This is a genomic window from Microvirga sp. 3-52 (assembly GCF_018383585.1).
Classification (GTDB): Bacteria; Pseudomonadota; Alphaproteobacteria; order Rhizobiales; family Beijerinckiaceae; genus Microvirga.
The window spans coordinates 74141-100196 of record NZ_JAHAMK010000002.1; the positions used below are offsets into that span (position 1 = coordinate 74141).

The 26056-nt window shown below is 65.1% G+C and carries 21 protein-coding genes; 9 read left to right on the top strand and 12 right to left on the bottom strand.

Features of this window, described 5'->3' with window-relative positions:
- Positions 1-579: 579 nt before the first annotated feature.
- On the bottom strand, positions 580-1686 hold the full coding sequence (locus KHP60_RS02330) for a hypothetical protein (RefSeq protein ID WP_213561960.1): 1107 nt from the start codon (positions 1684-1686) through the stop codon (positions 580-582).
- Between KHP60_RS02330 and KHP60_RS02335 the strand changes: the two genes are divergently transcribed.
- Complete coding sequence (locus KHP60_RS02335) at positions 1679-2299, top strand: hypothetical protein (RefSeq protein ID WP_213561961.1); 621 nt, start codon at positions 1679-1681, stop codon at positions 2297-2299. The genes KHP60_RS02330 and KHP60_RS02335 overlap by 8 nt on opposite strands.
- 98 nt (positions 2300-2397) lie before the next feature.
- Here the strand turns inward: KHP60_RS02335 and KHP60_RS02340 are convergent, their stop codons facing one another.
- The 3 genes from KHP60_RS02340 to KHP60_RS02350 all read right to left on the bottom strand — a co-directional run bounded on the left by KHP60_RS02340 (position 2398) and on the right by KHP60_RS02350 (position 5431).
- On the bottom strand, positions 2398-3657 hold the full coding sequence (locus KHP60_RS02340; protein WP_213561962.1) for a murein L,D-transpeptidase: 1260 nt from the start codon (positions 3655-3657) through the stop codon (positions 2398-2400).
- Between the two features lie 260 nt (positions 3658-3917).
- Entirely contained in the window at positions 3918-4379 is a 462-nt protein-coding gene (locus KHP60_RS02345; RefSeq protein ID WP_213561963.1) for a hypothetical protein, read from the bottom strand.
- A complete protein-coding gene (locus tag KHP60_RS02350) occupies positions 4379-5431 on the bottom strand; it encodes an enoyl-CoA hydratase/isomerase family protein (protein WP_213561964.1) in 1053 nt (350 codons plus the stop codon). Before KHP60_RS02350 ends, KHP60_RS02345 begins: the two co-directional genes overlap by 1 nt.
- A 394-nt stretch (positions 5432-5825) precedes the next feature.
- Between KHP60_RS02350 and hemB the strand changes: the two genes are divergently transcribed.
- From hemB to wrbA, 6 genes are all read left to right on the top strand, one after another.
- Positions 5826-6869: a porphobilinogen synthase gene (gene hemB / locus KHP60_RS02355; RefSeq protein WP_213561965.1), complete on the top strand. Its 1044-nt coding sequence runs from the start codon at positions 5826-5828 to the stop codon at positions 6867-6869.
- Between the two features lie 172 nt (positions 6870-7041).
- The gene (locus KHP60_RS02360; RefSeq protein WP_213561966.1) at positions 7042-8409 is read left to right on the top strand and encodes a branched-chain amino acid ABC transporter permease; all 1368 of its coding nucleotides are present in this window, start codon (positions 7042-7044) and stop codon (positions 8407-8409) included.
- 29 nt (positions 8410-8438) lie between these two features.
- Positions 8439-9680 carry a threonine ammonia-lyase gene (locus KHP60_RS02365; RefSeq protein ID WP_213561967.1) on the top strand — a complete coding sequence of 414 codons (1242 nt, stop codon included), beginning with the start codon at positions 8439-8441 and terminating at the stop codon, positions 9678-9680.
- 10 nt (positions 9681-9690) lie between these two features.
- Positions 9691-10173, top strand: coding sequence for an RDD family protein (locus KHP60_RS02370; protein ID WP_213561968.1), 483 nt, complete (start codon positions 9691-9693; stop codon positions 10171-10173).
- A 271-nt stretch (positions 10174-10444) separates the two neighbouring features.
- A complete protein-coding gene (locus KHP60_RS02375; RefSeq protein ID WP_213561969.1) occupies positions 10445-11191 on the top strand; it encodes an arginyltransferase in 747 nt (248 codons plus the stop codon).
- 575 nt (positions 11192-11766) lie between these two features.
- A complete protein-coding gene (gene wrbA, locus KHP60_RS02380; protein ID WP_213561970.1) occupies positions 11767-12447 on the top strand; it encodes an NAD(P)H:quinone oxidoreductase in 681 nt (226 codons plus the stop codon).
- A gap of 154 nt (positions 12448-12601) precedes the next feature.
- Here wrbA and parC read toward each other — a convergent pair whose 3' ends face one another.
- Together parC and recO are read right to left on the bottom strand one after the other, a co-directional pair.
- Positions 12602-14848 carry a DNA topoisomerase IV subunit A gene (parC, locus tag KHP60_RS02385; RefSeq protein WP_213561971.1) on the bottom strand — a complete coding sequence of 749 codons (2247 nt, stop codon included), beginning with the start codon at positions 14846-14848 and terminating at the stop codon, positions 12602-12604.
- A gap of 66 nt (positions 14849-14914) precedes the next feature.
- Positions 14915-15646, bottom strand: coding sequence for a DNA repair protein RecO (gene recO / locus KHP60_RS02390; RefSeq protein ID WP_213561972.1), 732 nt, complete (start codon positions 15644-15646; stop codon positions 14915-14917).
- A gap of 343 nt (positions 15647-15989) precedes the next feature.
- On the opposite strand from recO, the gene KHP60_RS24935 reads away from it, so the two are divergent.
- Entirely contained in the window at positions 15990-17819 is a 1830-nt protein-coding gene (locus KHP60_RS24935) for an OmpA family protein (RefSeq protein WP_249688445.1), read from the top strand.
- A 56-nt stretch (positions 17820-17875) separates the two neighbouring features.
- On the opposite strand, the gene KHP60_RS02400 is transcribed toward KHP60_RS24935, so the two are convergent.
- On the bottom strand, positions 17876-19651 hold the full coding sequence (locus KHP60_RS02400) for an adenylate/guanylate cyclase domain-containing protein (protein WP_213561973.1): 1776 nt from the start codon (positions 19649-19651) through the stop codon (positions 17876-17878).
- 341 nt (positions 19652-19992) lie between these two features.
- Here KHP60_RS02400 and KHP60_RS02405 point away from each other — a divergent pair, with 341 nt between their 5' ends.
- On the top strand, positions 19993-21741 hold the full coding sequence (locus KHP60_RS02405; RefSeq protein ID WP_213561974.1) for a methyl-accepting chemotaxis protein: 1749 nt from the start codon (positions 19993-19995) through the stop codon (positions 21739-21741).
- Positions 21742-21946: 205 nt separating this feature from the next.
- On the opposite strand, the gene era is transcribed toward KHP60_RS02405, so the two are convergent.
- The 5 genes from era to KHP60_RS02430 form a co-directional block, all read right to left on the bottom strand.
- Positions 21947-22861, bottom strand: a complete 915-nt coding sequence (gene era, locus KHP60_RS02410; protein ID WP_213561975.1) for a GTPase Era — start codon at positions 22859-22861, stop codon at positions 21947-21949.
- Complete coding sequence (gene rnc / locus KHP60_RS02415) at positions 22848-23558, bottom strand: ribonuclease III (RefSeq protein ID WP_213561976.1); 711 nt, start codon at positions 23556-23558, stop codon at positions 22848-22850. Before rnc ends, era begins: the two co-directional genes overlap by 14 nt.
- Positions 23559-23561: 3 nt before the next feature.
- Complete coding sequence (lepB, locus tag KHP60_RS02420; RefSeq protein WP_311924548.1) at positions 23562-24338, bottom strand: signal peptidase I; 777 nt, start codon at positions 24336-24338, stop codon at positions 23562-23564.
- Between the two features lie 203 nt (positions 24339-24541).
- Positions 24542-24940 (bottom strand): holo-ACP synthase, encoded by a 399-nt coding sequence (gene acpS / locus KHP60_RS02425; RefSeq protein WP_213561978.1) that lies wholly within the window; start codon positions 24938-24940, stop codon positions 24542-24544.
- Positions 24937-25698, bottom strand: a complete 762-nt coding sequence (locus tag KHP60_RS02430) for a pyridoxine 5'-phosphate synthase (protein ID WP_213561979.1) — start codon at positions 25696-25698, stop codon at positions 24937-24939. Before KHP60_RS02430 ends, acpS begins: the two co-directional genes overlap by 4 nt.
- Positions 25699-26056: the final 358 nt, after the last annotated feature.

The following is a 26056-nucleotide window of genomic DNA, read 5'->3' on the forward strand; positions in this document are numbered from 1 at the left end:
CGCTCGATCCGAATTGCCCAGGCCTTTATCATGGCTGGCTTGGCCGCGCCAACCCGCCCTGGAGACATGCCTACTCGGCGGCGGAAATGCAACGGGCCGCCGGGGGCGACGGGCTGCCGGGAGGCAACGCGCCACGTCATGGCCGGGCCTGTTCCGGCCATCCCGATCGGATGAGCGCGGCGCTCTTCTTAATCGGGATCACCGGCACAAGGCCGGTGATGACGTCGAGGAGGTGATGACGGGGTGGGGCATGCCACTGTCCTTGGTCACACTCTCCTCGTCATGGCCGGCCTTGTGCCGGCCATCCCGATACTGAGAGGTGCTGTACCTTTCCGATCGGGATCACCGGGACAAGCCCGGTGATGACGTGGAGGAGGTGACGACGTGGAGGGAGAAGTGAAAGGCTGCGGCTCGTCCGGCGTCGTCCATCATCCGCCCGCAGACGTCATCACACCCTCACACGTCATGGCCGGGCTTGACCCGGCCATCCCGATGCTGTGAGACGCAGCGCTCCACACAATCGAGATCACCGGCACAGGGCCGGTGATGACGGGGCGACCGGAGCGTCGGTCCGGCGCCTCAGATGACGAAGAAGTCCGTGTTCTTGAGGCCGAGCTTGGTCGACAGCGTGGCGATCTGGATCGCCTGGTAGCGGTGACCGCTGCCGTCCTGGTCGTAGAGCAGCGCGCCGGTGTTCTTGTTGTAGACGATCCGGTCGTCCACATCGTGCGCCGCCGACTTCGTGCTCGCATAGAAGGCGCCCTTCGACAGCACGCCCTTCTTGGTGATCCCCTTGAAGACGCTCTTCTTCAGGTGGATGGTGTCGTCCGTCACGCTGAAGTCGGTGATCCGGTCCAGGTTGTAGCGCTTGTTCGCCGTGTTGGTCTTCGCCAGCTTCGCGTCGAACACGAACACGTCCTGGCCGAGAGCACCGGTCAGCGTGTCGTTGCCCAGCCCGCCGTAGAACCTGTCGCTGCCGTTCTCGCCGGCGAGCGTATCCCTGCCGGTCGTGCCGAAGAGCGTCAGCGGGTTCTCCTCCACGACGTTCGCGATATCGATGGTGAAGGCCTGGCTCGTCCTGCCGCCATAGGCGTCCTTGGCCTCGACCGTGACGGCCACCTGACGGGCGCCGGCCTCGAAATCGAGCCCCTTCACCAGCACGAGGTTGCCACCGTCGAGCTTGAACGTGCCGCTCGGGTCGACCAGCGAATAGGTGAGCGCATCACCATCCGCGTCGCGGGCCGACAGGGAGAGCACCGGCGTGTTCACCTGGGCCGTCTCGGCCAGCACCCTCGTGGACAGGTTGAGGCTGTCGGGGGCGGCGTTGGACAGCACGACGGTCTGATCCGTGAACTTCGCGAAGCGGACGTTCTTCAGGGTGTCAGTCCCGCTCACGCCTACATTATCCTTGATCGTACTCACACCGTTGAGGGTGGTGATGGTAAAGTCGGCCCGGGCTCCGACATACAGCGCAACATCGCCGCCCCCGCCTCCGTCGATTGAGTCGTCCCCTATACCACCATCGAATGTCTCAGCAGAGGCGCCGCCGAAGGCCGTATCATTGCCGCCGCTTAGCAAAAGAGCTCCTCTGACCGACCCGAACCGCCCGTCGTAGAAATCGGACTCATTGAAGAACTCGATGCCAACGATCCCCCCCTCAAGGTGACCGTTATTCTGTATGACCATGGTACCGCTGGTGCTGCGGATCGCAGAACGATCTGTGCCGATGATCGTGCCTGTATTCACGATGGTGCAGACCTGTCCCGATACATGCAGGCCGGACTTGACACCCGTTATCGATCCGGAATTAACGATAAGGCCGTCTCCTACAGATAACACACCATGGTCGACGGTTCCGACTAAACTCCCTTCATTATATAGTTTGTTGCCGAAACTCCCGTTTCCACCCATTTCGACAGCAATGGACCCTTTGATATCGCCGCTGTTCTTGAGAGTATTTCCACTGGAGCCCTGGAATACAGCAGTCCTTTCACTTGATACCTTACCAGAAACGACGATGTTGCTAGATTGCGTTTCGATTGCGGCAAACGAACCCGTGTTCATCACGGTACCAACGATCGTAATCTTGGCACCCGACGATCCTGCCGAGTCGATCGCGCGCGCGCCTGCAACGTTGATGCTCCCTGTTGCTGCGACCAAAACGACATCGCTAGCACCAATTGGGAGGGTTGAGATCCTGTTGTTCGTAATAATGTGGTCAGTCACCGGAATCTCCAAAAAATCCAATGACTTCGTAGATATACGTTATTGCGTTTCTGTCAATAAACCAGATGCATGAAGGCGTTCCGACTAGACCAAACGAAAAGGCGGCCCGAGAGCCGCCCTGTCGTTCAAATCGCGAAGACTCGAGCCGTTCACCGGCTCGCATCCCGTTCTTTAGTTCTGCAGGAACATCTCTTCGTCCGGCTCGGTCGGGGTGCGGCTGGCGACCGGGATCGCGTTGCCGAGGCCGTCCTTGTTGTAGATGTCGTCGCGGAACTGGACGAGGCCGTCCGGGGTCGCCCAGGCGGTCATGTAGATCCAGTGGATCGGAACGGCCTGCGCCAGGCGGGCGTCGATGCGCTCGCCGGACTTGAAGGTGGCGTCGATCTGCTCGCGGGACCAGCCGGGGGTGTCCTTCAGGAGCCACTCGATGTAGTCGCGCACGTTCTGGATGCGGATGCAGCCCGAGGAGACGAAGCGGAAATCGTCGCCGAAGATGCCCTTGGAGGGCGTGTCGTGCATGTACACGCCGTGCTGGTTCGGGATGTTGATGCGCACGAACCCCATGGAGTTCAGGTCGCCGCCCGGATCCTGGCGGAAGCGGTAGCGGGTCGCCTCGTCCGAGAACCAGTTGATCTGGCTGGAGGGAACCTCCTGGCCGGCCGCATTGAAGATGCGGATCCGGTTCTCCGTCAGGTAGTTCGGCTCCTTCTGCATCTTCGGGATGAGGTCCTTCTTCACCACCGACGCGGGAGCCGTCCAGAACGGGTTGAAATTGACCTCGACCACCTTCGAGTTCAGCAGCGGCGACTGGCGGTCGATCTTGCCGACGCCGGCGGCGTGGCGGGTGTGGACGACGCCGCCCTCCACCGTCTCCACGAGAGCGGCGGGAATGTTGGCCACCGCGTACCGGTTGGGAAGCCCGCTGCCGATGAGGGTGCGCAGGCGGGCCACGTTGATCTCGAGCTGGCGGATGCGCATCTCGACCGGGACGTTCATGGCGGCCACGGTCGGAGCCGACACGGTGCCGGTGGAGCTGATTCCGTGGCGGGCCTGGAAGCGGCGCACGGCAGCCTCGACGTAGGAATCGTAGATCGGCGATTCGCCGGCCGCCTGGTCGAGATCGCCCGTGATGATGAGGCGCTGGCGAAGGGCCACGACGGCCGGGCTTTTCGAGCCGACGCGCAGGCCCTGGACGCCCTGGACCGGCTGCCAGCCGCCGCGGGCGGCGATGTTGCGGTAGTACTCGATCATCTGCTCGGTGGCGGCGAGCGCCTCCGCGGACAGCATCGGGGTCGAGGTCCGCTGCACGCGGGTGCGGGACACCGCCTCGTAGTTCTGCGACCACTCGGCCTGGCTCTGGGCCAGGGCTCCAGTAGCCGGCGTGAAGATCAGGGCGAGCGATCCGGTCAGGAGGGTACGGCGAGAGAACATGAGCGCAGGCTCTTCCCGGTTAGATGTTGTCGGTCATGGAAGCGGCGGACGGGTGTCCGCATCTGCCCCCTTCCCAGCGATAAGTGCCGGGATAGGATTAAGGAACGGTATCGAAAACGAGGAACATCGGGGCCGTTTTATGGCAACCCGGCCTGCCCGGTGCGCCACGCGCCTCGAAACCGCCTTTCCCGCCTATGTAACTTTGAACTGTGTTCTTGAGGATACACTTCTGCGTGAGGAGGCCGGCAGGCTGCACGCGATCAGTGGCCTTCCTGGGCGGCCAGCCACGAGACGCCGAGATAGACCGCCATCAGCGTCAGGAAGAACGCCAGCGTCATGACGCCGCCGGTGACGATCCCCGGGAAGAACGCGGCCAGAATCAGGTGGCTCATGACGGCGAGCAGCCACATGATTCCGCCCCAGGTGCTCGCCATCCAGAGACCGACCGCCGCGACCAGGTCGATCAGGGCGAAATAGATGATGGTGGCCTGATAGCCCGTCGAGCGCCCCTCGAACTGCCCGATCGGTGTCCAGACGCCGAGGATCACCGCCCAGGCGCTCAGGCCCTTCATGATCCACAGAATCGCCAGGACCCGCATGAACCAGGTGAGAACGAAGCTCCAGCGCATGACGGTGGTTGCGGCGGGGCGCTCCTCGATCCGGTCGGACAGATACTCCCGGGCCGCATGGGTCGATGGGTTCTGGCTGCCGTTGCGGGGCATCAGGCGATCTCCAGTTCCCGTTCGCCGAGGCTTGCGAAGTGATGGTCGATTACCGCCCGGTCCACTTCCTCCAGGGAGGCAGGCTGCCATCGCGGCTGGTTGTCCTTGTCGACCAGGACCGCCCGCACGCCCTCGTGGAAGTCGTGGCCGTCACTGATCCGGGACACGATGCGGAACTCGGTCTTCATCGCGTCCTCGAAATCCATCGCTGCACCGCGGCGGACCTGCTCGAAGGCCAGATTCATGCTGGTCGGCGACTTCGTCCGCATGCCGGCAGCGGTTTTCGCGGCGAACTCCGAGCCCTCCCCGGCAAACCGGTCGAGGCGGGCCAGGATGTCGATGACGCTGTCGGCGGAGAAGCAGGCGTCGATGAGGTCCCTCTCGGCCTCCAGAGGAGCCTGATCGGGATCGGTCGCGACCCGGGACAGGGCTACCTCGACGGGGTCTCCGGCGATCAACGCCTCCCGCAGACCGTCGATGTTCCCGCTCGCCACGGCGTGCGTCGCCAGACCGAGCATCATCGCGTCGGCGCGCCTCACGCGCTCGCCCGTCAGCGCGAGGTACATGCCCGTCTGTCCCGGCAGCCGCGGGAGCGCATAGGTCCCGCCCACATCCGGGAAGAACCCGATCCCGACCTCCGGCATGGCGAAGAGGTAGCGATCCCCCGCCACCCGCACCGTGCCGTGCAGGGACAGGCCGACGCCCCCGCCCATGCAGATCCCGTCGACGAGGGAGACATACGGCTTCGGATAGCGCTTGATGGCGACGTTGAGCTGGTACTCCTCGCGCCAGAAGGCGAGCGCCTCGTCGCGCTTGCCGGCCCGCAGGTCTTCCGTGAGCTGCCGGATGTCGCCGCCGGCGCAGAAGGCCTTCTCGCCCGCGCCCTGGACGACGATCCGGGTCACGGCGGGATCCTGGGCCCAAGCGTCGAGCGCCCGGCGCATCTCGCGCACCATCGCGAGGTTCAGCGCATTGAGCGCTTTCGGACGGTTGAGCGTGACGAGGCCTGCCTCGCCCTGCCTCCCGCAGAGCACTTCGACGCTCTCGTCCATGGAACACTCCTTCATCTCGATGCGGCTTAGAACAAGGCCGGGGCCGGCCGTCAATGGACACGGTGTCATTGCCGATCCGAGCATCAGCATGATGGATAGCTTCTGTCACGTCATGACCGGCCTTGTGCCGGTGATCCCGATTGGAGAAGCGCGGTGCTCTTCAAACCGGGATGGCCGGGACAAGCCCGGCCATGGCGTCGAGGATGTCATGATCGATATTTCCAGACCGGGACGGGCACGACCGACCAGCGCAGCCGTCAGTGCATGGCTGGGTTGAGGCCAATTTCACACGGAACGGGCCGAAACGCGACCTCGAGCCCTTTTTTAGAGCGATTTAAATGTGCTAACCCTCTCGAAACCGCCGGCGCATCGAAGCCGGGGCCGGATGAGGATCATGTCGAAACTGTCGCCGTTCCCCCGCCGCTCGTCGGAGGAAGCTCCCTCTTCTTCCCTGAACCTGTCCCACCGCCCGCGACGCAATCGCAAGGCGGAATGGTCGAGGCGGCTGGTGCGCGAGAACGTGCTGACGGCAAACGACCTGATCTGGCCGATCTTCGTGGTCGAGGGCGCCAGCGGACGCGAGGCCGTGACGTCCATGCCCGGCGTCGAGCGTCTCACCATCGGCGAGGCCGTGCGCGAGGCCGAGCGGGCGGCGTCCCTGAACATTCCCGCCATTGCGCTCTTTCCCTATACGGATCCCGCCTTGCGCGACCCGACCGGATCCGAATCCCTCAACAGCCGCAACCTGGTCTGCCGCGCCACGCGCGAGATCAAGAAGGCGGTGCCGGACATCGGCATCATCTGCGACGTGGCGCTCGATCCCTATACCAGCCACGGCCATGACGGCGTGATGGACGGCGAGCGCGTCCTCAACGACGAGACGGTCGCCCTCCTGGTGCGCCAGGCCGTGTTCCAGGCGGAGGCAGGAGCCGACATCATCGCCCCGTCCGACATGATGGACGGCCGCGTGGCCGCCATCCGCGCGGGCCTCGACGAGGCCGGATTCCAGGATGTGCAGATCATGGCCTATGCGGCCAAATACGCCTCCGCCTTCTACGGCCCGTTCCGGGACGCCATCGGCACCACCGCCTGCCTCGTCGGAGACAAGCGCACCTACCAGATGGACCCGGCGAATTCCGACGAGGCCATGCGCGAGGTCGCCCTCGATCTCGAGGAGGGCGCCGACATGATCATGGTCAAGCCCGGCATGCCCTATCTCGACATCGTGCGCCGGGTGAAGGACAGCTTCGCCGTTCCGACCTTCGCCTACCAAGTCTCCGGCGAGTATGCCATGATCCAGGCCGCGGCCAACAATGGCTGGATCGACGGAGAGCGGGCGATGATGGAAAGCCTCCTGGCCTTCAAGCGTGCTGGCGCGGACGGCATCCTCACCTATTTCGCCCCCAAGGTCGCGGAAAAGCTGAAAAACCAGGGCTGACCATTACTGGCTATGTTCCCTGCCTCGTCATCACCGGCCTTGTGCCGGTGATCCCGCTTGGAAAAGCGCGGCGCCTTACAGGATCGGGATGGCCGGGACGGGTCCGGCCATGACGCGGGAGGGGGCCACCCAACCGGATCACCCCTGCCCCTCCCTGCAAGGGCGAGGGAAAATGCCGGGCGAGGCTTTCAGGAGCCGGTCCCTGAAATTCGCCCGGTCCGTTTCTCTCCTGTTATGTCTCTGCCTGCTCACCGCCTGCGGATTGTCCATCGATGCGGAGCAGGCGCGGGTCTGCCGCTCCGCCCTGCCGGCCCTCAATCCCGGCGCGGCGATCACCGTCGAACGCGTCCGGACGGGTCCGGTGCCGCGGAGCCTGCGGGTGGATTACCTGGCGCAGCACCCCGACCGCCCGATCCTCGAGCGCTTCGCCATTTGCCAGTTCGTGGCGGAGGGGCTTTCCCCGAACAAGGCTGAACTGAGCGGCCTCGCGACCGAGGAGGGCCCGCTCTCCGGTGCCAGCCTCTACCTCCTGAAGCGCTACTACCTCGAGACGCCGGAGGGATCGGCAGGTGATCCCGGCAGCCGACCGACTGCCGATGTGGTCGAAATCCCGATGGATGCCGCCTACTGGGTGCAGCAGATTCTCGTGAGCCTGCCGCGAACGGCGATCTATGCCCTGCTGTCCGTCGCCTTCGCTCTCGTCTTCGGCCTCAGCGGCCGGATCAACCTGGCCTTCGGCGAGCTGGCGGCCGTCGGCTCGGCGGCGACGGTGGCCGGAGCCTCGGTCGTGCTCGGTTTCGGCGCGAGCTCGCCCGTTCTCGGCTTGGCGGCCGGTCTCGTGGCCGCTCTTTTCGCCGGCGCGATCCATAGCGCGGTCGGCGGGTACTTCACCATCGGCCGGATCGTCAGCGCGAGCCCGCAGCCGAGCCTGATCGCGACGGTCGGGTTCTCACTCTTCCTGATGGAATACCTGCGCATCGTCCAGAGCCCGGTGACGGTCTGGCTGCCGCCGATCTGGTCGGAAGCCTGGCCCCTCATGCGGGCGGGCGGCTTCATCGTCAGCCTGACGCCGATCACGGTCATCACGGCCGCCATCGGGCTGCTTGCGGCTCTCGGCCTCCTCTGGCTTGTCCAGGCTACGCGATTCGGACGGTCCTGGCGGGCCTATGCGGACGACGAACGTGCGGCAGCCCTCATGGGCGTCAACGGCCCGCGCCTCCTCATCCAGACGCTGGCGCTGGCAGGCGCCATGGCGGGGCTCTCGGGGATGCTGATCGTCGCGCAATACGGGGGCCTGGGATTCGCCGGGGGCTTCCAGTACGGCCTCAAGGCCCTGATCGCCGCCATCATCGGCGGCATCGGCTCGATCCCGGGCGCGATGCTGGGAGGTTTCGCCGTGGGATTGTTCGAAACCCTCTGGTCGGCGTATCTACCCATCGAGACACGTGACATGGCCCTCTATGCGGCCCTAGTCGTGTTTCTGATCTTTCGGCCCGGCGGCCTGCTGGGATTCAGGGATCCGACACCAAGACCCGTATAAACGGGTATAATAAAACTCCGGAGGACAACGTGGCCGAATACGCCATCACCATCGAGGATGTGAAGCGCGCGGCGGAGACGATCCAGGGCCAGGTCCTGCGAACGCCCCTGGTGCCCGCCCCTCGCCTGTCGCAGCTCACCGGCGCGACCGTCTTCGTGAAGCACGAGAACATGCAGCCGACCGGCTCCTTCAAGGAGCGCGGCGCCGCGACCAAGCTGGAGAGCTTAGAGCCGGCCGAGCGCCGGCGCGGCGTCATCGCCATGTCGGCCGGCAACCACGCCCAGGCCGTCGCCTACCACGCGCGCCGCCTCGATATCCCGGCGACCATCGTGATGCCGGAAGGCACGCCCCTGGTTAAGGCGGAGAACACCCGCTCCTACGGCGCAAAGGTGATCCTGGAGGGCGAGACGCTCTACGAATCGGCCGCCCGCGCCCGCGAGATCGCCGAGGCCGAAGGCCTCGTCCTCGTCCATCCCTATGACGACCCGAAGGTCATGGCGGGCCAGGGCACCATCGCGCTCGAAATGCTGGCCGACGCCCCCGATCTCGACCAGATCGTCGTGCCCATCGGCGGCGGCGGGCTGATCTCCGGCATCACGGTCGCCGCCAAGGCGATCAAGCCCTCCATCGAGATCGTCGGCGTGGAAGCGGCCCTCTACCCGTCCTTTCGCAATGCCATCCGGGGCGAGAACCGTCCCATCGGCGGCGCGACGCTGGCGGAGGGCATAGCGGTGAAGACGGTCGGGCAGCTCCCCTTGCCCATCGTGCGCGATCTCGTGTCCGACATCATCCCGGTCGAGGAGGCGCTCCTCGAGCGTGCGGTCAATGCCTATGCGACCCTGCAGAGGACCATGGCGGAAGGCGCCGGCGCGGCAGGCCTCGCCGCCATGCTGGCGGCGCCTGAGCGCTTCCAGGGCAAGCGGGTCGGCCTCGTGCTCTGCGGCGGCAATATCGACGCGCGGATCCTGGCCTCCGTGATGGTGCGCGAGCTGGAACGGGACGATCGGATCACCTCCTTCCGCATCACCTCCAACGACAGGCCGGGCTTGCTCGGGCGCGTGGCGAGCCTGCTCGGGAGTCTCGGGGCCAATATCCTCGAGGTCTCCCACGGTCGCCTGTTCCTGGACGTTCCCGCGAAAGGGGTTTCCATCGACATCACTATCGAAACGCGGGATCGAGCGCATACATTAGAGGTGTTCGAGGCCCTTGCGGCGGAGGGGCTCGCACCGCAGCGCATCGAATCCCGCAGCCTGCCCGAGACCGCCTTCTGAGGAGAGAACGATGGTCAACCAACCTTACCCGCCGACGCTGAACTATCCGTCCTACGAGCTCGACACCCGGTTGACGGAGGGCGTCATCTCCCGGCGGTTCTGGGCCTATCTGATCGATCTCGTGGTGATCGCGCTCTGGGTCGTGCTGATTTCCATCGCGATCTTCTTTCTCGGCATCATTACGCTCGGCCTCGGCTGGGGGCTGTTCTTCGCCCTGCCCCTCACGGCCCTGATCTTCATCGTCTACAACGCCGTCACCATCGGCGGTTCCTCGCAGGCGACGGTGGGGATGCGCTACATGGGCCTTCGCGTGATCAACCCGCAGACCGGCCGAGGGGCCTCGCCGCTGGCCGCGGCGGTGCATGCGCTCTTCTTCTATGTCGCGATCTCGACCTTCCTGCTCTGGGCCTGCGACGTGCTCGTCGGCTTCGTGCGCGACGACCGGCGCTTCCTGCGCGACCTGCTCACGGGCATGATGGTCGTTCGGGCATAAGCGACCATGCTTTGAAACTCATCCACGTCATCACCGGCCTTGTGCCGGTGATCTCGATTCGAGAGGCGCTGCGTCTTCCGATCGGGATGGCCGGCACAAGGCCGGCCGTGACGTGGTGGATGTCATGCCTGTCCGGGGAAGACTGTGAGCCGCAGAGCGCTTGCAATCAAACGCCTGTGACATTCGCCCTCTTTTCCTGGACGCCGCGGACACCAATGTTATCCTTGAGCGTTGACCATGCGCTCAAGGTTTCTCCACGAGGCTTTCCCGATTGACGAGCCAGCCCCGCGACGCCCCACAATTCTACCTCACCTCCCCGTCCGCGTGCCCCTATCTGCCGGGCAAGGAGGAGCGCAAGGTTTTCACGCATATCGTGGGACGCCGCGGCCGGGAGCTCAACGAGATCCTCACGCAGGGCGGCTTCCGCCGGTCACAGACCATCGCCTATCGCCCGGCCTGCGACACGTGCCGCGCCTGCGTGTCCGTTCGCGTGCTCGTGGACGAGTTCGAGCCCTCGGGCAATCTGAAGCGGGTTCTGAAGGACAACGCCGATCTGATCGGCCATGCGCTGCCCAACCGTCCCACGTCGGAGCAGTATTCGCTCTTCCGCCGCTACGTCGACACGCGACACGCCGATGGCGGCATGGCCGACATGACGGTGCTCGACTATTCCATGATGGTCGAGGACAGCCATGTGGACACGAAGCTGATCGAGTATCGCCGGCGCGGCATCGACAGCGGCATCACCGGCAAGGGATCGGGCGACCTGATCGCCGTCGGCCTCACGGACGAGATGAGCGACGGCCTCTCCATGGTTTATTCGTTCTACGCGCCGGAGATGCAGGATCGCAGCCTCGGCACCTTCATGATCCTCGACCATATCCGCCGCGCCAAGGCTATGGGCCTGCCCTATCTGTACCTCGGCTACTGGGTCGAGGGCTCGAAGAAGATGGGCTACAAGGCCCGCTTCAAGCCGCAGGAGCGGCTTCTCGCCCAGGGCTGGGAGCGGGTGGACTAGATCCGGTCCGGCGCATCGTGCGGACGCTGAGGGCCGCGTCGGCGAAAAGCCGACTCAGCCGTTGTCCTGGGATCTGTTGACGGGATTCTTCCTCCTGGCCGGCCTGTCTCTATAGGGCTGGGGGCCAGTCGACCGAGGTCGAGTCACGACCCCTTTCCGACGCTCCCCGCTGGGCTGCTGCGCCTGCATTCCGGGCGAGGGAGCAGGTTGCGAGGATCGAACCGCGTTCATGGCAGGACCGAGAGGTATGTACTGAGCCAGTGCCGGACAGGCGGCGATCAGGGAGGTGCCTGCGAAACCGGCAATCATCAGGGAACGGACGATCATGAAGGCTTCCTTTCGGGAAAGGCGTTTCGCCGTTTCGCCTTGGAATCGAGCGTGAGCCGATCCAGCGCTTCGCGGCCTGTCCCTGCCTTAAAGGAAGATCCCAGCGAGCGAGCCCTCCGAACGGAGAGGCTCGGGTGGATAAATCGGGCGTTGGCACTGCAGGAACCGACAGGTCGGTTCGCGGAAATCGGAACAACCCCGCCCGCACCTTGTTCGTTGCGTGACCCTTACGCGAACGAAGGTGCGCCATGGCCAAGATCCTGGTCCTCTACTACTCGTCCTACGGCCATATCGAGACGATGGCCCGGGCCATCGCGGAGGGCGCACGCTCCGTCGAGGGTGCTGAGGTCGTCGTCAAACGCGTGCCTGAGCTCGTGCCGGAAGAAATTGCCCGCAAGTCCGGCATGAAGATCGACCAGGAAGCGCCAATCGCGGATCCGAACGAACTCGGCGATTACGACGCGATCATCTTCGGAACGCCCACCCGCTACGGCAACATGGCCGCCCAGATGCGCAACTTCCTCGACCAGACCGGCGGCCTGTGGGTGAAGGGCGCGCTGGTCGGAAAGGTCGGCAGCGTCTTCGCCTCCACGGCGACCCAGCACGGCGGACAGGAGACCACCATCACGTCGTTTCACACCACGCTTCTCCACCACGGGATGGTCATCGTCGGCCTGCCCTATTCCTATCCGGGACAGACGAAGATGGACGAGATCACGGGCGGCACCCCCTACGGTGCGACGACACTTGCCGGCGGCGACGGCTCAAGGCAGCCGAGCGAGAACGAACTGGGTGGCGCTCGCTTCCAGGGCCGGCACGTGGCCGAGATCGCGGCGCGCCTCGAACGTGGAGCAGGCGAACGCGGACCGGTCCCGTCCGACATGAACAACCCGACGGAGACGACGGGCGGGACGGAGGGGCAGCCCTGAGCGGTGATCTCCCCGGTCCTGACACCCTCCCACGTCGTCACCGGCCTTGCGCCGGTGATCCCGAACGGAGAAGCGCGGCGCTTCAAACAATCGGGATGGCCGGGTCAAGCCCGGCCATGACGTCGAATGGGAGCGCTGCCCTACCCGTTGAATCTTACGCCCCGAACCTGTTCGACTTCGGGAAGCCCTTGGGCGGCAGGCGGCCGGCTTCGGCGCGGTCGCCCATCCAGTCGCGCAGGTCTTCCTTGGCGACCGTCCAGGTGCGGCCGGAGGTGTCCTTCCAGGTCAGGCCTTCCTTCAGCTTGAAGACCTTGGCGTCCGAGACACCGCCGTCCTTGTAGCGCTGCAGGCGCACGCCCTTGCCGCGGGTCATCTCCGGCACCTGCTTGGCCGGGAAGATGAGGAGCTTGCGGTTCTCGCCGATGATCGCGATGTGGTCGCCCTCGGCCTCGGCGCAGACCACCATCCTGGCGGGCGCGTCGAGATTGAGGATCTGCTTGCCCTTGCGGGTGTTCGCCGTGATCTCCTCGGTCGGCACCACGAAGCCGCGCCCGTCGGAGCCGACCACCAGCAGCTTCGAGCCGGCCCTGTACGGGAAGGCCGCGATGAAGTCTGCGCCCTCCTCCAGGTCGACCATGAGGCGGATCGGATCGCCGAACCCACGACCGCCGGGCAGCTTGGAGGCATCGAGCGTGAAGAAGCGCCCGTTGTTCGCCACCACGACGATCTTCGACGTGGTCTCGGCGAAGAAGGTGACTTTCAGCGCATCGTCGCCCTTGAACTGCACGCCGGACAGATCGGCCTGATGGCCCTTCATGGCCCGGATCCAGCCCTTCTCGGACACGATGACCGTGATCGGCTCACGCTCGATCATGGCCTCGGCGAAGTCGATGTCGGAGGTATCCGGAGCCTCGGCGAAGGAGGTGCGGCGCTTGCCCAGGGCGGTCTCGGGCCCGAAGGTCTTGCGGACCTCCTTGATCTCGCCCGCGATGGTCTTCCACTGCACCTTCTCGGAGCCCAAAAGCTCCTCGATCTTGGCCTTCTCGTCCTGGAGGTTCTTCTGCTCGCGCTTGAGCTCCATCTCCTCGAGCTTGCGAAGCGAGCGCAGGCGCGTGTCGAGGATGGCGTTGGCCTGGACCTCGGTGAGCTTGAAGACGCGCATCAGCTCCTGCTTCGGCTCGTCCTCCTCGCGGATGATCTTGATCACCCGGTCGAGGTCGAGATAGACGATGAGCAAGCCGCCGAGGATCTCCAGGCGCCTTTCGATGGCGGCCAGCCGGAAGCCGGAGCGGCGGATCAGCACCTCGCGGCGATGGTCGAGCCATTCGCGCAGGCACTCGCTAAGGCTCAGGACCTTCGGCACCTTGCCGCCGGCGAGCACGTTCACATTCATCGGAATGCGGCTCTCGAGCTCGGTGAGCTTGAAGAGCGATTCCATCAGGATGATCGGATCCACCGTCTTGGCGCGCGGCTCCAGAACCACGCGGATATCCTCCGCCGATTCGTCGCGCACGTCGGCGAGGAGCGGCAGCTTCTTCTCCTGCAGCAGCTCGGCGATCTTCTCGATGAGGCGGGACTTCGGCACGGAATACGGGATCTCGGTGACCACGATGTGCCAGTTGCCGCGGCCGAGATCCTCCTTCGCCCAGCGGGCGCGCACGCGGAACGAACCGCGGCCCGTGCGATAGGTTTCGGCCATGGAGGTCGGCGTGTCGACGATGATGCCGCCGGTCGGCAGATCCGGACCCGGGACGAACTGCATCAGCTGCTCGGACGTCGCATTCGGCTTCGAGATGAGATGCAGCGCCGCATCGCAGAGTTCGGCGGCGTTGTGCGGCGGGATCGACGTCGCCATGCCGACCGCGATGCCCTGCGAGCCGTTGGCGAGCAGGTTCGGGAAGGCCGCCGGGAGCACCACCGGCTCCTCGTTGGTCTGGTCGTAGGTCTCGCGGAAATCGACGGAATCCTCGTCGATGCCCTCGAGCAGCAGCCGCGCCACCTCCGTCAGCTTGGCCTCGGTGTAGCGCATGGCCGCAGCGTTATCGCCGTCGATATTGCCGAAATTGCCCTGCCCGTCCGCCAGCGGATAGCGCTGGGCGAAGTCCTGTGCCATGCGCACCAGGGCGTCGTAGATCGACTGGTCGCCGTGCGGATGGAACTGGCCCATCACGTCGCCGACGATGCGGGCGCATTTCTTCGGCGCCGATTTCGGATCGAGGCGCAGCAGGCGCATGGCGTGCAGGATGCGGCGGTGAACCGGCTTCAGGCCGTCGCGCGCGTCCGGCAGTGCCCGGTGCATGATGGTGGAGAGCGCATAGGCGAGGTAGCGCTCCTCCAGGGCATCCTTGAGATTGATGTTCTCGATCTTGCCCCCTGAAGGCGGATTGACCGGCTTACCCATGACTCGAAATCCCCAACTGCGAATCGCTTCTTATCATCTGAAATGAGAACATAACAGAAACAAACCTCATTCGTCCCCAGCGGTGGCCAGTGCGACGAAACGCGCCCGCTCTTCCGGCGCCCTCTGGCCCTGGGGGTCGAAGACGTTCTGATGCAGGAAGAAGTCCGTGAGCGCAAATCCGGCCCGGATCTCCTCCTCGCCGGGCCGGTTCGCCCTGGACTGGCCGATCAGGAAGCCCGGCAGCTTGAGCAATCTGTCCTTGTACGGCTCTCCGGCCGCGGCGGAGACGGCCCTCCCGCTCCGTGGGGAGACATAGGCGAGATCGCGCTCGCTCCCCGTGGCGGCGCAGGAGGACAGGTCGAGACCGAAGCCGAGCTCGGTCAGCATGGCGAGCTCGAACCTCACGAAGAGCGCCGGCGCGAGGTCGGCATCGTCCAGGTGATCGATCAGAACCGTCAGGGTTTCGTAGAGAGCGAAATGGGGATCGCGCTCAGGGAAGTAGCGCAGCAGATGGGCCAGGGTCGCGAGGCCATACAGGGCCATGGAGGAGCCCATGAGGCGCGCGGCGCGCAGGTTGAGGCCCTCGACGTGATAAGCCCCGAGGTGCTCGTCGAGCCGCGCGCGCCAGGTCACATGGACGGTGTTCCCCGGCTGGAGCACCGGTTGCAGGGTCTTCGAGCGGCCGCCATGGACCAGGCCCAGATGGCGCCCGTGCCCACGGGTCATCAGCTCGAGGATGACGCTCGTTTCCCCGTGTTTGCGGACGCCGAGAACGACGCCTTCATCAGTCCACTGCATCCGTCTCGGCTGCCTTCGGCGAGAGTGTTTCCTGAAAGTCCGGTCGGGTTTCACCCCTCGTCATCACCGGCCTCGTGCCGGTGATTCCGATTGAGAAAAGCGCATCGCTTCAGACAACCGGGATGGCCGGGACAGGCCTGGCCATGACGGAGAGTGTGTCATGTCCGGCCAGACCCTGAATTCCAGATGTAAGCATTCAGGCCGCATTCATCCATGTTTTCCAACCATATCGGCGAACTTCTAAAATTCTGTTTCAAAAGCGGAATCCCGCCCTTTAGCGGAACCAACCCGGCACGTTGTCATTGTCGATGACCTTAGTGCGCCAAATGATGAATTGAGGATCATGAAGCTTTCCCGTCTGTTTCTCGCGAGTACCGCCCTTCCCCTGATGCTCCTGCCGGCGCATGTCTCGGCCCTCCAGCCAACCCCGGCGACGCCCCTCGTTCTGGCTCAGGCTGGACCGGCGGCCGATGAGGAGCTGCCGCCCGGAGCGCGTCAACGCCGGCAGGGACCGGACGGAGAACGTGGCGGGCGTCCCGGTCCGGACCGCAGGCAAGGCGGCCAGGATCAGGGGGGGCCCGGTGCGTCCGAGGAACGCGGTCAGCGTCCCCCTCGCGGAGCGGGTCCCGGCGCACAGGGACCCGACGACGGCCCCGGAGCCCCGCGGCCCCGCCGCGAGCCGGGCCCGCCGGCCGAGCGGCCGGCACCGCCTCCCGCTGCCGCGCCGGCCACCCCGGCCCGTCCGGCACAACAGGCTCCCGCCGAGCGACTGCAGTCCCCGTCGGACGCCCCGGCTCGACCGCAGCGCCCAGCCACCCAGGAGCGCGAGCAAGCGCCGGCCGAGCGTCCGCGGCCTCAGGCCCCGGCCGGACAGACCCGTCCTGCCGCCCCTCCGCCCGCTGCCCAGCCGGCAGCGCCCCCGGCGCCGGTGCAGCAGCGGCAGGCTCCAGACGCCGCGCCTCCAGCGGAGCGCCAGCGCCCCGGCCGCTCCGACAACACCGAGAATCCCGATCGGACGCGCGGCCAGCGGCCGACGCAAGAACAGCCGAGCGCCCCTGCAACGCCTCCGGCGGGCGCGCAGCCCGCCCCGCGCGCACCGACGGCAGCCCCGGCGGCTCCTGCTCCCGCGGCTCCTGCGCCGGCCACCCGTGCCCAGCCGACACCTCCCGTTCCGGGAGCCCCGGTCCAGCAGGTGCCCGGACGGACCGCTCCCCAGCAAGCGGCTCCCGGCACGACGCAGCCTCTGGATCCATCGCGGGTCCGCATCGAGGATCTTCGCGGCCAGCGCCGTGAGCGGCGGGACGGCAACAGGGTCATCATCGAGGAGCCCGGCAACCGGACCATCATCCGCGAGGGCAATCAGGTCATCATCCGGCACGACGAGACCGAGCGGTTCCGCCGTACCTACCGCGATGCCGACATCCGCACGGAGCGGCGTGGGGCCGACGAGGAGGTCACCATCGTCCGCCGCCCTGACGGATCCGAGATCGTGACGGTGCGGGACCAGTACGGCAACCTGATCCGCCGTTCGCGGCGCGAGGCAGCAGGCCGCGAGGTTGTGCTGATCGAGAACAGGCGGGGCGACCGCCGTCCCACCGGGTACGGGTATATCGAGGAGGAGGTCGTGCGGCTGCCGCCGCCGGTCGTCCGCATTCCACGCGAGCAGTACATCGTGGATGTGGAGGACGCCTCGCAGGAGGATCTGGTAGAGGCTTTCACCGCTCCTCCCGTCGAGCGCATCGAGCGGTCCTACACGCTCGACGAGGTTCGTCGCAGCCAGCCGCTGCGCGAACGCATGCGTCGGGTTGACGTGGATACCGTCACCTTCGAGTTCGGCTCCTGGGAGCTGGCCGGAGACCAGGCGGGCGCCCTAACGGGCATTGCCGAGGCGATCCGCTCTGCCCTGTCTCGAAATCCCAACGAGATCTTCCTGATCGAAGGCCATACCGATGCGGTCGGTGCGGACGAGGACAATCTGACCCTCTCCGATCGGCGGGCGGAGACCGTTGCGACGATTCTCACGGAGCGCTTCCGGATCCCTGCCGAGAACCTGACGACCCAAGGTTACGGCGAACAGTACCTGAAAGTGGATACGCAGAGCCCCGAGCGGCAGAACCGCCGCGTGGCCATGCGCCGGATCACCCCGCTGCTTCAAGGTCAGAACCAGCAGTAAGACAAGACGCCGGGAGGATCCTCGTCCTCCCGGCTCTTCCATCTCTTTTCAGATCGTCATTCCGGAAGACCTGCGAGGCGCAGTCCTTCCGCGAAGCGGCTCATGGCCTCCTTGCTGAAGGCCAAGGCCTGGAGAATGTCCGAGACCGTAAGTCCGGGATAGTTCTTCACCAGCTCGCCGACACTGTCCCGCCCCTTGTCGAGATCACCCGCAAGGGCATAGGAGGGAGCGAGCGTTCGATGGATCCAGGCGGCGCTCGGTTTCGCCATCAGTCCATTTTCCTGCCATTGCACTGCCTGATCGTATCGCTTGGCGATGAAGTGGGCGCAGCCGATCCCGATGTCGCAGTTGAACGCCATCGGATCGTACGGGCTGAGACGCAGAGAACGCTCGAAATGCTGGATCGCGACCTCCGGATCGTGCTGATAGTTGCGCAGCCATCCGCTCCGGTTCCAGGCCCAGACCGAGTTCGGATCCAACGTGAGGGCTCGCTCCAGCATCGCTTCGGCGCGCTGGTACTCTCTCGTGATCGTCAGGGCGGCGCCGAGCACTGTCAGGATGAACGGGTCGTCGTGGGCAATCGCGGCGGCAGCCTGCGCCTGACGCAGGGTCTCGCGCTTGTCCTCCGGGACATTCTTCGACCAGTTGTAGACGATCCTCTGCCCACGGCACCAGGCGGCCAGGGAGAGCGCGAGCGGATAGCCGGGGTCGAGCAGAAGGGCCTTGTCGATGAGCCGGGTCGCTTCCTTGTTGGCTTCAAACTCCAAGGCCCAGACGTAAGGCAGGGACCTCATGACGAGATCGTAGGCGCCGAGGCTTTCGGGACGTTTCCGCCTCGCCCGTTCGATCTCGGCGTTGCGGATGGAGGGCTGAATCGAGCCGACGACGCTGGTCGTGATCCGATCCTGCAGATCGAACACATCGGCCGCCACACCGTCGTAGTGCTCGGCCCAGAGGTGCATGCCGGTCACCGCATCGACCAGTTGCGCAGTGATACGAGTTCTTTCTCCGGAACGCCTGACGCTGCCTTCGAGCACATAGCGCACGCCCAGGTCGCGCCCGATCTGCGGAACGCTCACATTCCGCCCCTTGTAGATGAATGTGGAGTTGCGAGCCACGACGAAGAAGGATCTGAACCGTGACAGGGCGGCGATGATGTCCTCGACGATGCCGTCTGCGAAATACTCCTGTTCGGGATCATTGGTGAGATTGACGAACGGCAGGACCGCGATGGACGGCCTGTCCCGCAGGGAAGCGGTGGACCGCGTTTCGGACGACATCGCCGACGGATCCAGTCCTGCCAGAAGACAATAGACCTTGATAAGCCTCCCGATGTTCTTGAAGCGATGCTCGCCGTGATCCTCGAATTGGTACGGCAGCTTGTCTCGCACCTCCTCGTGGACTTTTCCGGACAGGCAGATTCCGCCGGGCAGCGCCATCTTCTGCAGACGCGAGGCGATGTTCACCCCGTCGCCGAAGATGTCTCCGTCCTCTTCGATGATGATGTCGCCGAGATTGATCCCGATCCGCAGCTGGAGAGGCTTGATAGCCTCTCCGCCAGAGACCTGGGAAACCGCCTCCTGGAGATCGACGGCGCAGCGAACCGCTTCGACGGGGCTCGAGAACTCGCACAGGAAGCCGTCCCCGATGGTTTTCACCAGGCGACCATGATGGATGCGGATTCGCGGTTCGATGACCTGGCGCCGCAGATCTCTGAGACGGCCGAGCGTTCCTTCCTCGTCTTTGGACATGAGATCTGAATAGCCCACCACATCTGCGGCCAGGACAGCGGCGAGACGTCTTTGCGCCGTCTGATCAGAAGAGCTGCTCATGGCCTCTCCAGGACGTCGACGTCGGCACTGATGGGCTACTTCAGGAAGGTTTTGATGAAAGCAACACGCCTTCCTACAATCCTTTCATGATAAAGCCTTACGGCTGATCTGGTTGCGTTGGAAAGCTCCTCGAAATCCAGGCGAATCCCGTTTTTTCGAGTGTTCTCATACATTACTGCAGCAGTGCCGAATTGGGCCCCTAGGCGGGCGGAGCCGGCGGGATGATTCCGGTCACAACACTGCTTCGCTAAGACCTTAGGAGAACACCCTTCAAGTATTCTGCCTTCGTTAACCTTTTCGCCTGACGTTAGGTTAAGAATATAAAGACGAGGGGCCCGACGATGTTCGGTATTCTGCGGCGCGCTCAACACATCGATGCTTTGGACAATACTGTTCAGACGGCCCCGGAGGAGCCGACGCCGACCGTCGTGCGCGAGAGCCGTCTCGACACGGAAGTCATGGGTGCACTCGAGGCCGACGTCCTCAAGGCCATCCACGGGGTCACGCAGGCCATCGCGCTTGCCGTCGCAGATGTGGCGGCGGTGGAGAAGGACCTTGCCGAGATCCGGGCTCACGCGGGGGCGCTTGCCTCTTCGGGGAGAACGGCTTCGGAGGAGACCCTCTCGCTCGCCTCCTCCACGGAGGAGCTGGCTGTCACGTCGGCCGAGATCGGCCGCGCCATGGATCATGCGAACGAGCGGATCGACAACGCGGTTCAGGCGGCCCGCAAGGCGAGCGCCCTCATCACGCAGCTCTCGGCCGCCACGGCGGAAATCGTCGGCATCGTGGACACGATCTCCACGGTGGCGCGCCAGACCAACCTTCTAGCCCTCAATGCCACCATCGAAGCCGCCCGGGCCGGTGAAGCCGGAAAGGGCTTCGCGGTCGTGGCCTCGGAGGTGAAGGTCCTGTCCACCCAGACCGCCCGGGCCGCCGACGACATCCGCCTGCGGATCGACCATCTGCGCGGGACGGCGCAGGCGTCCACGAGCGCGGTGACGGAGGTGGTCGAGGTGGTTCAGGAGGTCGGCCCCGTCTTCGATACGGTGCGCAATGCGGTCGGCGAGCAGAACGCGGCCATCCGCGAAGCATCCCGCCTGGCCAGCGCGACATCCGGCAGCGTCGGCAAGGTCAGTGAGCGGGCGGGCGAAGTCGATGCCGTTTCCGTCGGCGCCGGTCGACGAGCCCATCAGGCCGATCGCGCGACGAAGACGGCGGACGGGCTGGCGAAGGCTCTGGGTCAGCGCTTCGTCACCGTCATGCGCCAGAGTGAACTCGGCGACCGGCGGCAATCCGACCGTCTTCCCGTCGATCGTCCGGCGACGCTTCGAATCGGCAGTCGGAGCGCCTCCACGCGGCTGATCGACATCGGTCGCGGCGGCATCCTGCTCGCTTCGGTCGCCGATCTCCGCATCGCAGCCGGCGTGCGGGCCGAGATCGAGGTGCAGACCATCGGCCGGGTCGGATTGCGTGTCGTGGCAACGAGCGGGATGGGCACCCATTGCGCGTTCGACGACTGCGATGCCGCGACCCGGACCCGCATCGACGGCTTCGTCGCTCAGGTCGAGGCGACCTATAAGCCTCGCATCCTGCTCGCACAGGAAACCGCCCGTCAGGTCGAGATGCTGATCGAGCAGGCGGTGACCCACGGCACGGTCTCGCGCGAGGCCGTCTTCGACACGGATTACAAGCTGCTGCCGGGTACCGATCCGGTCCAATACGGCACAGCCTATCTGACCGTCTTCGAGCGGCTTCTGCCCTCGATTCTAGAGAAGGGTCTGGCCTCCGACCCGGCTATGGCCTTCTGCCTCGCCATTGACCGCAACGGCTATATCCCGGTTCACAACAGGCTCTATTCGCAGCCCCAGCGCGCCGGAGATCCGGTGTGGAACGCGGCCAATGCCCGGAACAAGCGCATTTTCGACGACCGCGCCGGCATCACGGCCGCTCGCTCCACGCGTCCCTTCGTGGTGCAGGCCTATGCGCGCGACATGGGCGGCGGCAAGATCGTCATGATGCAGGAGGTCGATGCCCCGATCCGGATCCTTGGACGTCACTGGGGAGGGTTGAGGACAGCCTATAAGGCCTGAACATCGGACCGAAAGGCGGCGGCCTTACGCTGGCAAACCTTGACGTCATGGCCGGGCCCGTCCCGGCCATCCCGATCCTGTAAGGCGCCGCGCTTTTCCAAGCGGGATCACCGGCACAAGACCGGTGATGACGGCGGAGGTAAATGTCGGGACTGAGATGTTGGCGGCACGCCGCTGATCGGGAGTTGGTGGTCCACAAGCGGCGCTAACCCCGCGGGAACTCCAGACCCATCTCGCGATAGCGCTCGGGATCGTCGCTCCAGTTCTCGCGCACCTTCACGAAGAGGAAGAGGTGGACGGGAGCTTCGGCGATCTCCGCGATCTCCTTGCGGGCCGCCTGTCCGATGGCCTTGATGGTCTGCCCGCCCTTGCCGAGCACGATCTTGCGCTGGCTGTCGCGCTCCACGAACACGGTCTGCTCGATGCGCACCGAGCCGTCGGGGCGCTGCTGCCACTGGTCGGTCTCGACGGTGGACTCGTAGGGCAGTTCCTCGTGCAGACGCTCGTAGATCTTCTCGCGAGTGATTTCGGCCGCGAGCATGCGCAGGGGCGCATCGGAAATCTGATCCTCCGGATAGAGCCAGGGGCCCTCCGGCATCATCCCGGCGAGCTGCCGCTTCAATGTCTGGATGCCGTCGCCCTTCAGGGCCGAGATCATGTATGTGTGGACGAAGGGCACCTTCTCGTTGAGTTTCGAGGCCAGTTCCAGCAGCCGCGAGCGCTCGATCAGGTCGATCTTGTTGAGGATCAGCACCTTCGGACGCTTCAGATCGGGCAGCTTCTCGAGGATCGCCTCGGCCTCCTCGTCGATGCCTTTGCGCACGTCGAGCAGGAGAGCGATCACGTCCGCGTCGCCTGCCCCGCCCCAGGCCGACGTGACCATGGCACGGTCGAGGCGGCGTTTCGGCTTGAAGATGCCGGGCGTGTCCACGAAGACGATCTGCGCCTCGCCCTCGATGGCGATGCCGCGCACGAGGGCGCGGGTCGTCTGCACCTTGCGCGACACGATGGAGACCTTGGAACCGACCAGCGAGTTCAGGAGTGTCGACTTGCCCGCGTTCGGCGCCCCGATGAGAGCGACGAAACCGGCCTTGGTTTGGGTTTGCTCAGGCTGTTCCATGCTCTTCCTCCGTCCAGACGCCCTCTCTCAAGAGAAGGCTTCGCGCCGCCGCCTGTTCCGCGATGCGCTTCGAAGTCCCTTGGCCGAACGCGCTCTCGGTCCCCTTCACCTTGACCATGATCCGAAATTTCGGCGCGTGATCGGGGCCCGTCTGCTCGGCGATGGAATAGGTCGGCGGCGGGAGGCCCCTGCCTTGGGCCCATTCCTGGAGGGCGCTCTTCGGATCGCGCAGGGGACGGCGGGGAGCCTCCACCAATGCCTGGAACGAGCGCTCGACGAGGTCGCTGGCCGCCTCGTAGCCGCCATCGAGGAAGACGGCGCCGATGATCGCCTCGCAGACATCGGCCAGGATGGTCTGGTTGCGCCGCTCGCCCGAATGCGCCTCACCGGCGCCGAGCTTGAGATAAGGCCCGACATCCCACGCGATGGCGATCTCGGCGCAGCTTTCGCGCCGCACGAGTTCGGCCAGGCGTCGGGAGAGTTCCCCCTCGGGTGCAGTGGGAAAGGTCTTGTAGAGCAGCCCGGCGATGGCAAGACCGAGCACCCTGTCGCCCAGGAACTCCAGCCTCTGATAGCTCTGGCCCGATGCCTGCGGCGCGCTGACATGGGTCAGCGCCTCGTCCAGGAGTTCAGGCTTTTCAAAGCGGTAGCCGAGCTTCTTCAGAAGCTCGTCGAGGTTCGGCTTGCGGCGTGCCACGGGTTACTGGATCCGCTCGAAGAGACGATTCCAGCGGATCTTCTGCGGCCATTCCCACGGACGCCACAGGGAGGCGCTCTCGTCGATGGAGAAGAAGATGATCTCCGCGCGGCCGACCAGATTCTCGAAGGGCACCTGCCCGACGCTCGCCTCGTCGCGAGAGTCGGTGGAGTTGTCGCGGTTGTCGCCCATCATGAAGAAGTGGCCGGGCTGCACCGTGTACACGTTGGTATTGTCCCAGTAGCCCCGGTCGGCGTCACGCTCGATGACGAAATGGGACACGCCGCCGGGCAACGTCTCCTTGTACTGCGGCACGGAGATCGTGCGGCCGTAGAGATCGGTGGTCTTGTAATCCTCGACACGTTCGCGCTGTACCGGCTGGCCGTTGATGTGCAGAACGCCGCCGATCACCTGGATCTTGTCGCCCGGCAGACCGATGACGCGCTTGATGTAGTCGGTCGAATTGTCCTTGGGCAGCTTGAACACGGCGATCTCGCCCCGCTTCGGCTCGGCGCCGAAGATGCGGCCGGAGAAGATGGCCGGGCTGAAGGGGATGGAGTGCTTGGAATAGCCGTAGGAATACTTGGAAACGAACAGGTAATCGCCGATCAGCAGGGTCGGGATCAGGGATCCCGACGGGATGTTGAAGGGCTGGAAGAGCACGGTGCGCACGACGACCGCGATCAGAAGGGCCTGGACGATGACCTTGATGGTTTCCCAAAGGCCGCCTTCTTCGTTCTTCGCGCCGCTACCTACGTATTTGCTGCTTTTTTCGCTCACGTCTGTCGACCTATGCTCTTGGAACCTGACGGCGGAAGCCGTCTTCATCCGTGTGGCAAGTCGAGAGGGGTTTGCACTTAAGCCCCAAGGGCAAACCACTCTCGATACATTCACTCGTTACTGCAGTCACTTCCGGCGGCCGGAATCCATCCTGCCGCGGCCATGCTCTATCCTAAGGCGCGCCCTGCCGCAACGCAGGCCTCTCAGGCCGGAAGGGCCTCGATGATCACGAAGGCCTGAGCCATGGGAGGATCGTCGGTCAGGGAGACATGGACCACTGCCTTGTGCCCCGCAGGCGTCATGCCCTTGAGGCGTTCCAGGGCTCCACCGGTCAGCTGCATGGTCGGGCGGCCGCTGGGAAGATTGACGACCTCCATGTCGCGCCAGAAGACGCCATGACTCAGGCCCGTTCCCAAGGCTTTTGCGCAGGCCTCCTTGGCGGCGAAGCGGCGGGCATAGGACGGTGCGCGGGCGGCCCGGCGGTCGCTTCTGACCCGTTCGCCCTCGGTATAGATGCGGTGGGTGAAGCGCTCGCCGAAGCGTTCGAGCGACCTCTCAATGCGCCGGATGTCGCAGAGGTCGGATCCGATGCCGAGAATCACGCCGGCACCTGTGCCCGACCTTCGTCCATGGCGGCGCGCATGGCCCGCACGGCCTCGTCGAGTCCAAGGAAGATGGCCTCGCCGATCAGCGAATGGCCGATATTGAGTTCCACGATCTGCGGGATCGCCGCCACGGGACGGACCGAGTCCAGGGCAAGGCCGTGCCCCGCATGGATCTCGAGGCCGATCCTGGCCCCGTGCTCGGCCGCGCGCTTCAGACGCTCCAGCTCATGGGCGATCCGTGCCTGGTCGCCCTCGGCGACAGCCTCGCAATAGGTTCCCGTGTGGAGCTCGACCACGGGAGCCTGCAGGTCGCAGGCGGCATCCATGACCGCGATCTCCGGCTCGACGAAGAGAGACACCCGGATGCCCTCGCCCTTCAGTTCCTGAATCACCGGACGCAGATGGGCATGGGCACCGACGATGTCGAGCCCCCCTTCCGTGGTGCGCTCCTCGCGCTTCTCGGGCACGAGGCAGGCCGCATGGGGATGAAGCCGCGTCGCGAGCGCCAACATCTCGGAAGTCGCCGCCATTTCGAAATTGAGCGGCACGAAGAGCTGGCGCTTGAGCCGCTCCATGTCCTGGTCGCGGATATGCCGCCGGTCTTCGCGGAGGTGGGCGGTAATGCTGTCGGCGCCTGCCAGCACGGCCATATGGGCGGCCCGAATGGGATCGGGATGGACGCCGCCGCGGGCGTTGCGGACGGTTGCGACGTGATCGATATTGACGCCGAGGCGAAGAGGAGGAGCAGCACTCATAAGGGTGTTTTAGCCTACGGCCGTCCGTTGACCAGAGCCTCATGAGCCTCCGGACGGACTATCAACGGCAAATCGTCGCGCAGTATCATTCCCGGCCGGAGCGCAACGGAGGGGAAGGGAATCCATAACTCAGGGCTTGTGAGTGCCCCCCTCCCCCGCCGCGCTCGCCAGGCCTGACACCGGCGCGCCATTTCCCCGCTGCAGGGAAGAATCGAGAGCGGAGGTCGCAAAGTCAAAACAATACCCTGAGTAAGTCTGGCGAGGCTCTCCCCTCCACGTCATCACCGTCCCGGACTTAATCCGAGGATGGTCATCCCAATCCTAGGAGTAAGGCGCCTTTCCTGTCAGGATCACCGGC

Bases quoted from the DNA above. Each gene is read 5' to 3' on its own strand.
- KHP60_RS02350 (WP_213561964.1), bottom strand. From the start codon at position 5,431: ATGGACGAGAGCGTCGAAGTGCTCTGCGGGAGGCAGGGCGAGGCAGGC.
- KHP60_RS02360 (WP_213561966.1), top strand. From the start codon at position 7,042: ATGCCGGGCGAGGCTTTCAGGAGCCGGTCCCTGAAATTCGCCCGGTCC.
- KHP60_RS02370 (WP_213561968.1), top strand. From the start codon at position 9,691: ATGGTCAACCAACCTTACCCGCCGACGCTGAACTATCCGTCCTACGAG.
- KHP60_RS24935 (WP_249688445.1), top strand. From the start codon at position 15,990: ATGAAGCTTTCCCGTCTGTTTCTCGCGAGTACCGCCCTTCCCCTGATG.
- hemB (WP_213561965.1), top strand. From the start codon at position 5,826: ATGTCGAAACTGTCGCCGTTCCCCCGCCGCTCGTCGGAGGAAGCTCCC.
- era (WP_213561975.1), bottom strand. From the start codon at position 22,861: ATGGAACAGCCTGAGCAAACCCAAACCAAGGCCGGTTTCGTCGCTCTC.
- wrbA (WP_213561970.1), top strand. From the start codon at position 11,767: ATGGCCAAGATCCTGGTCCTCTACTACTCGTCCTACGGCCATATCGAG.
- KHP60_RS02335 (WP_213561961.1), top strand. From the start codon at position 1,679: ATGACCATGGTACCGCTGGTGCTGCGGATCGCAGAACGATCTGTGCCG.
- parC (WP_213561971.1), bottom strand. From the start codon at position 14,848: ATGGGTAAGCCGGTCAATCCGCCTTCAGGGGGCAAGATCGAGAACATC.
- KHP60_RS02340 (WP_213561962.1), bottom strand. From the start codon at position 3,657: ATGTTCTCTCGCCGTACCCTCCTGACCGGATCGCTCGCCCTGATCTTC.
- KHP60_RS02405 (WP_213561974.1), top strand. From the start codon at position 19,993: ATGTTCGGTATTCTGCGGCGCGCTCAACACATCGATGCTTTGGACAAT.
- KHP60_RS02330 (WP_213561960.1), bottom strand. From the start codon at position 1,686: ATGGTCATACAGAATAACGGTCACCTTGAGGGGGGGATCGTTGGCATC.
- recO (WP_213561972.1), bottom strand. From the start codon at position 15,646: ATGCAGTGGACTGATGAAGGCGTCGTTCTCGGCGTCCGCAAACACGGG.
- KHP60_RS02345 (WP_213561963.1), bottom strand. From the start codon at position 4,379: ATGCCCCGCAACGGCAGCCAGAACCCATCGACCCATGCGGCCCGGGAG.
- KHP60_RS02430 (WP_213561979.1), bottom strand. From the start codon at position 25,698: ATGAGTGCTGCTCCTCCTCTTCGCCTCGGCGTCAATATCGATCACGTC.
- KHP60_RS02400 (WP_213561973.1), bottom strand. From the start codon at position 19,651: ATGAGCAGCTCTTCTGATCAGACGGCGCAAAGACGTCTCGCCGCTGTC.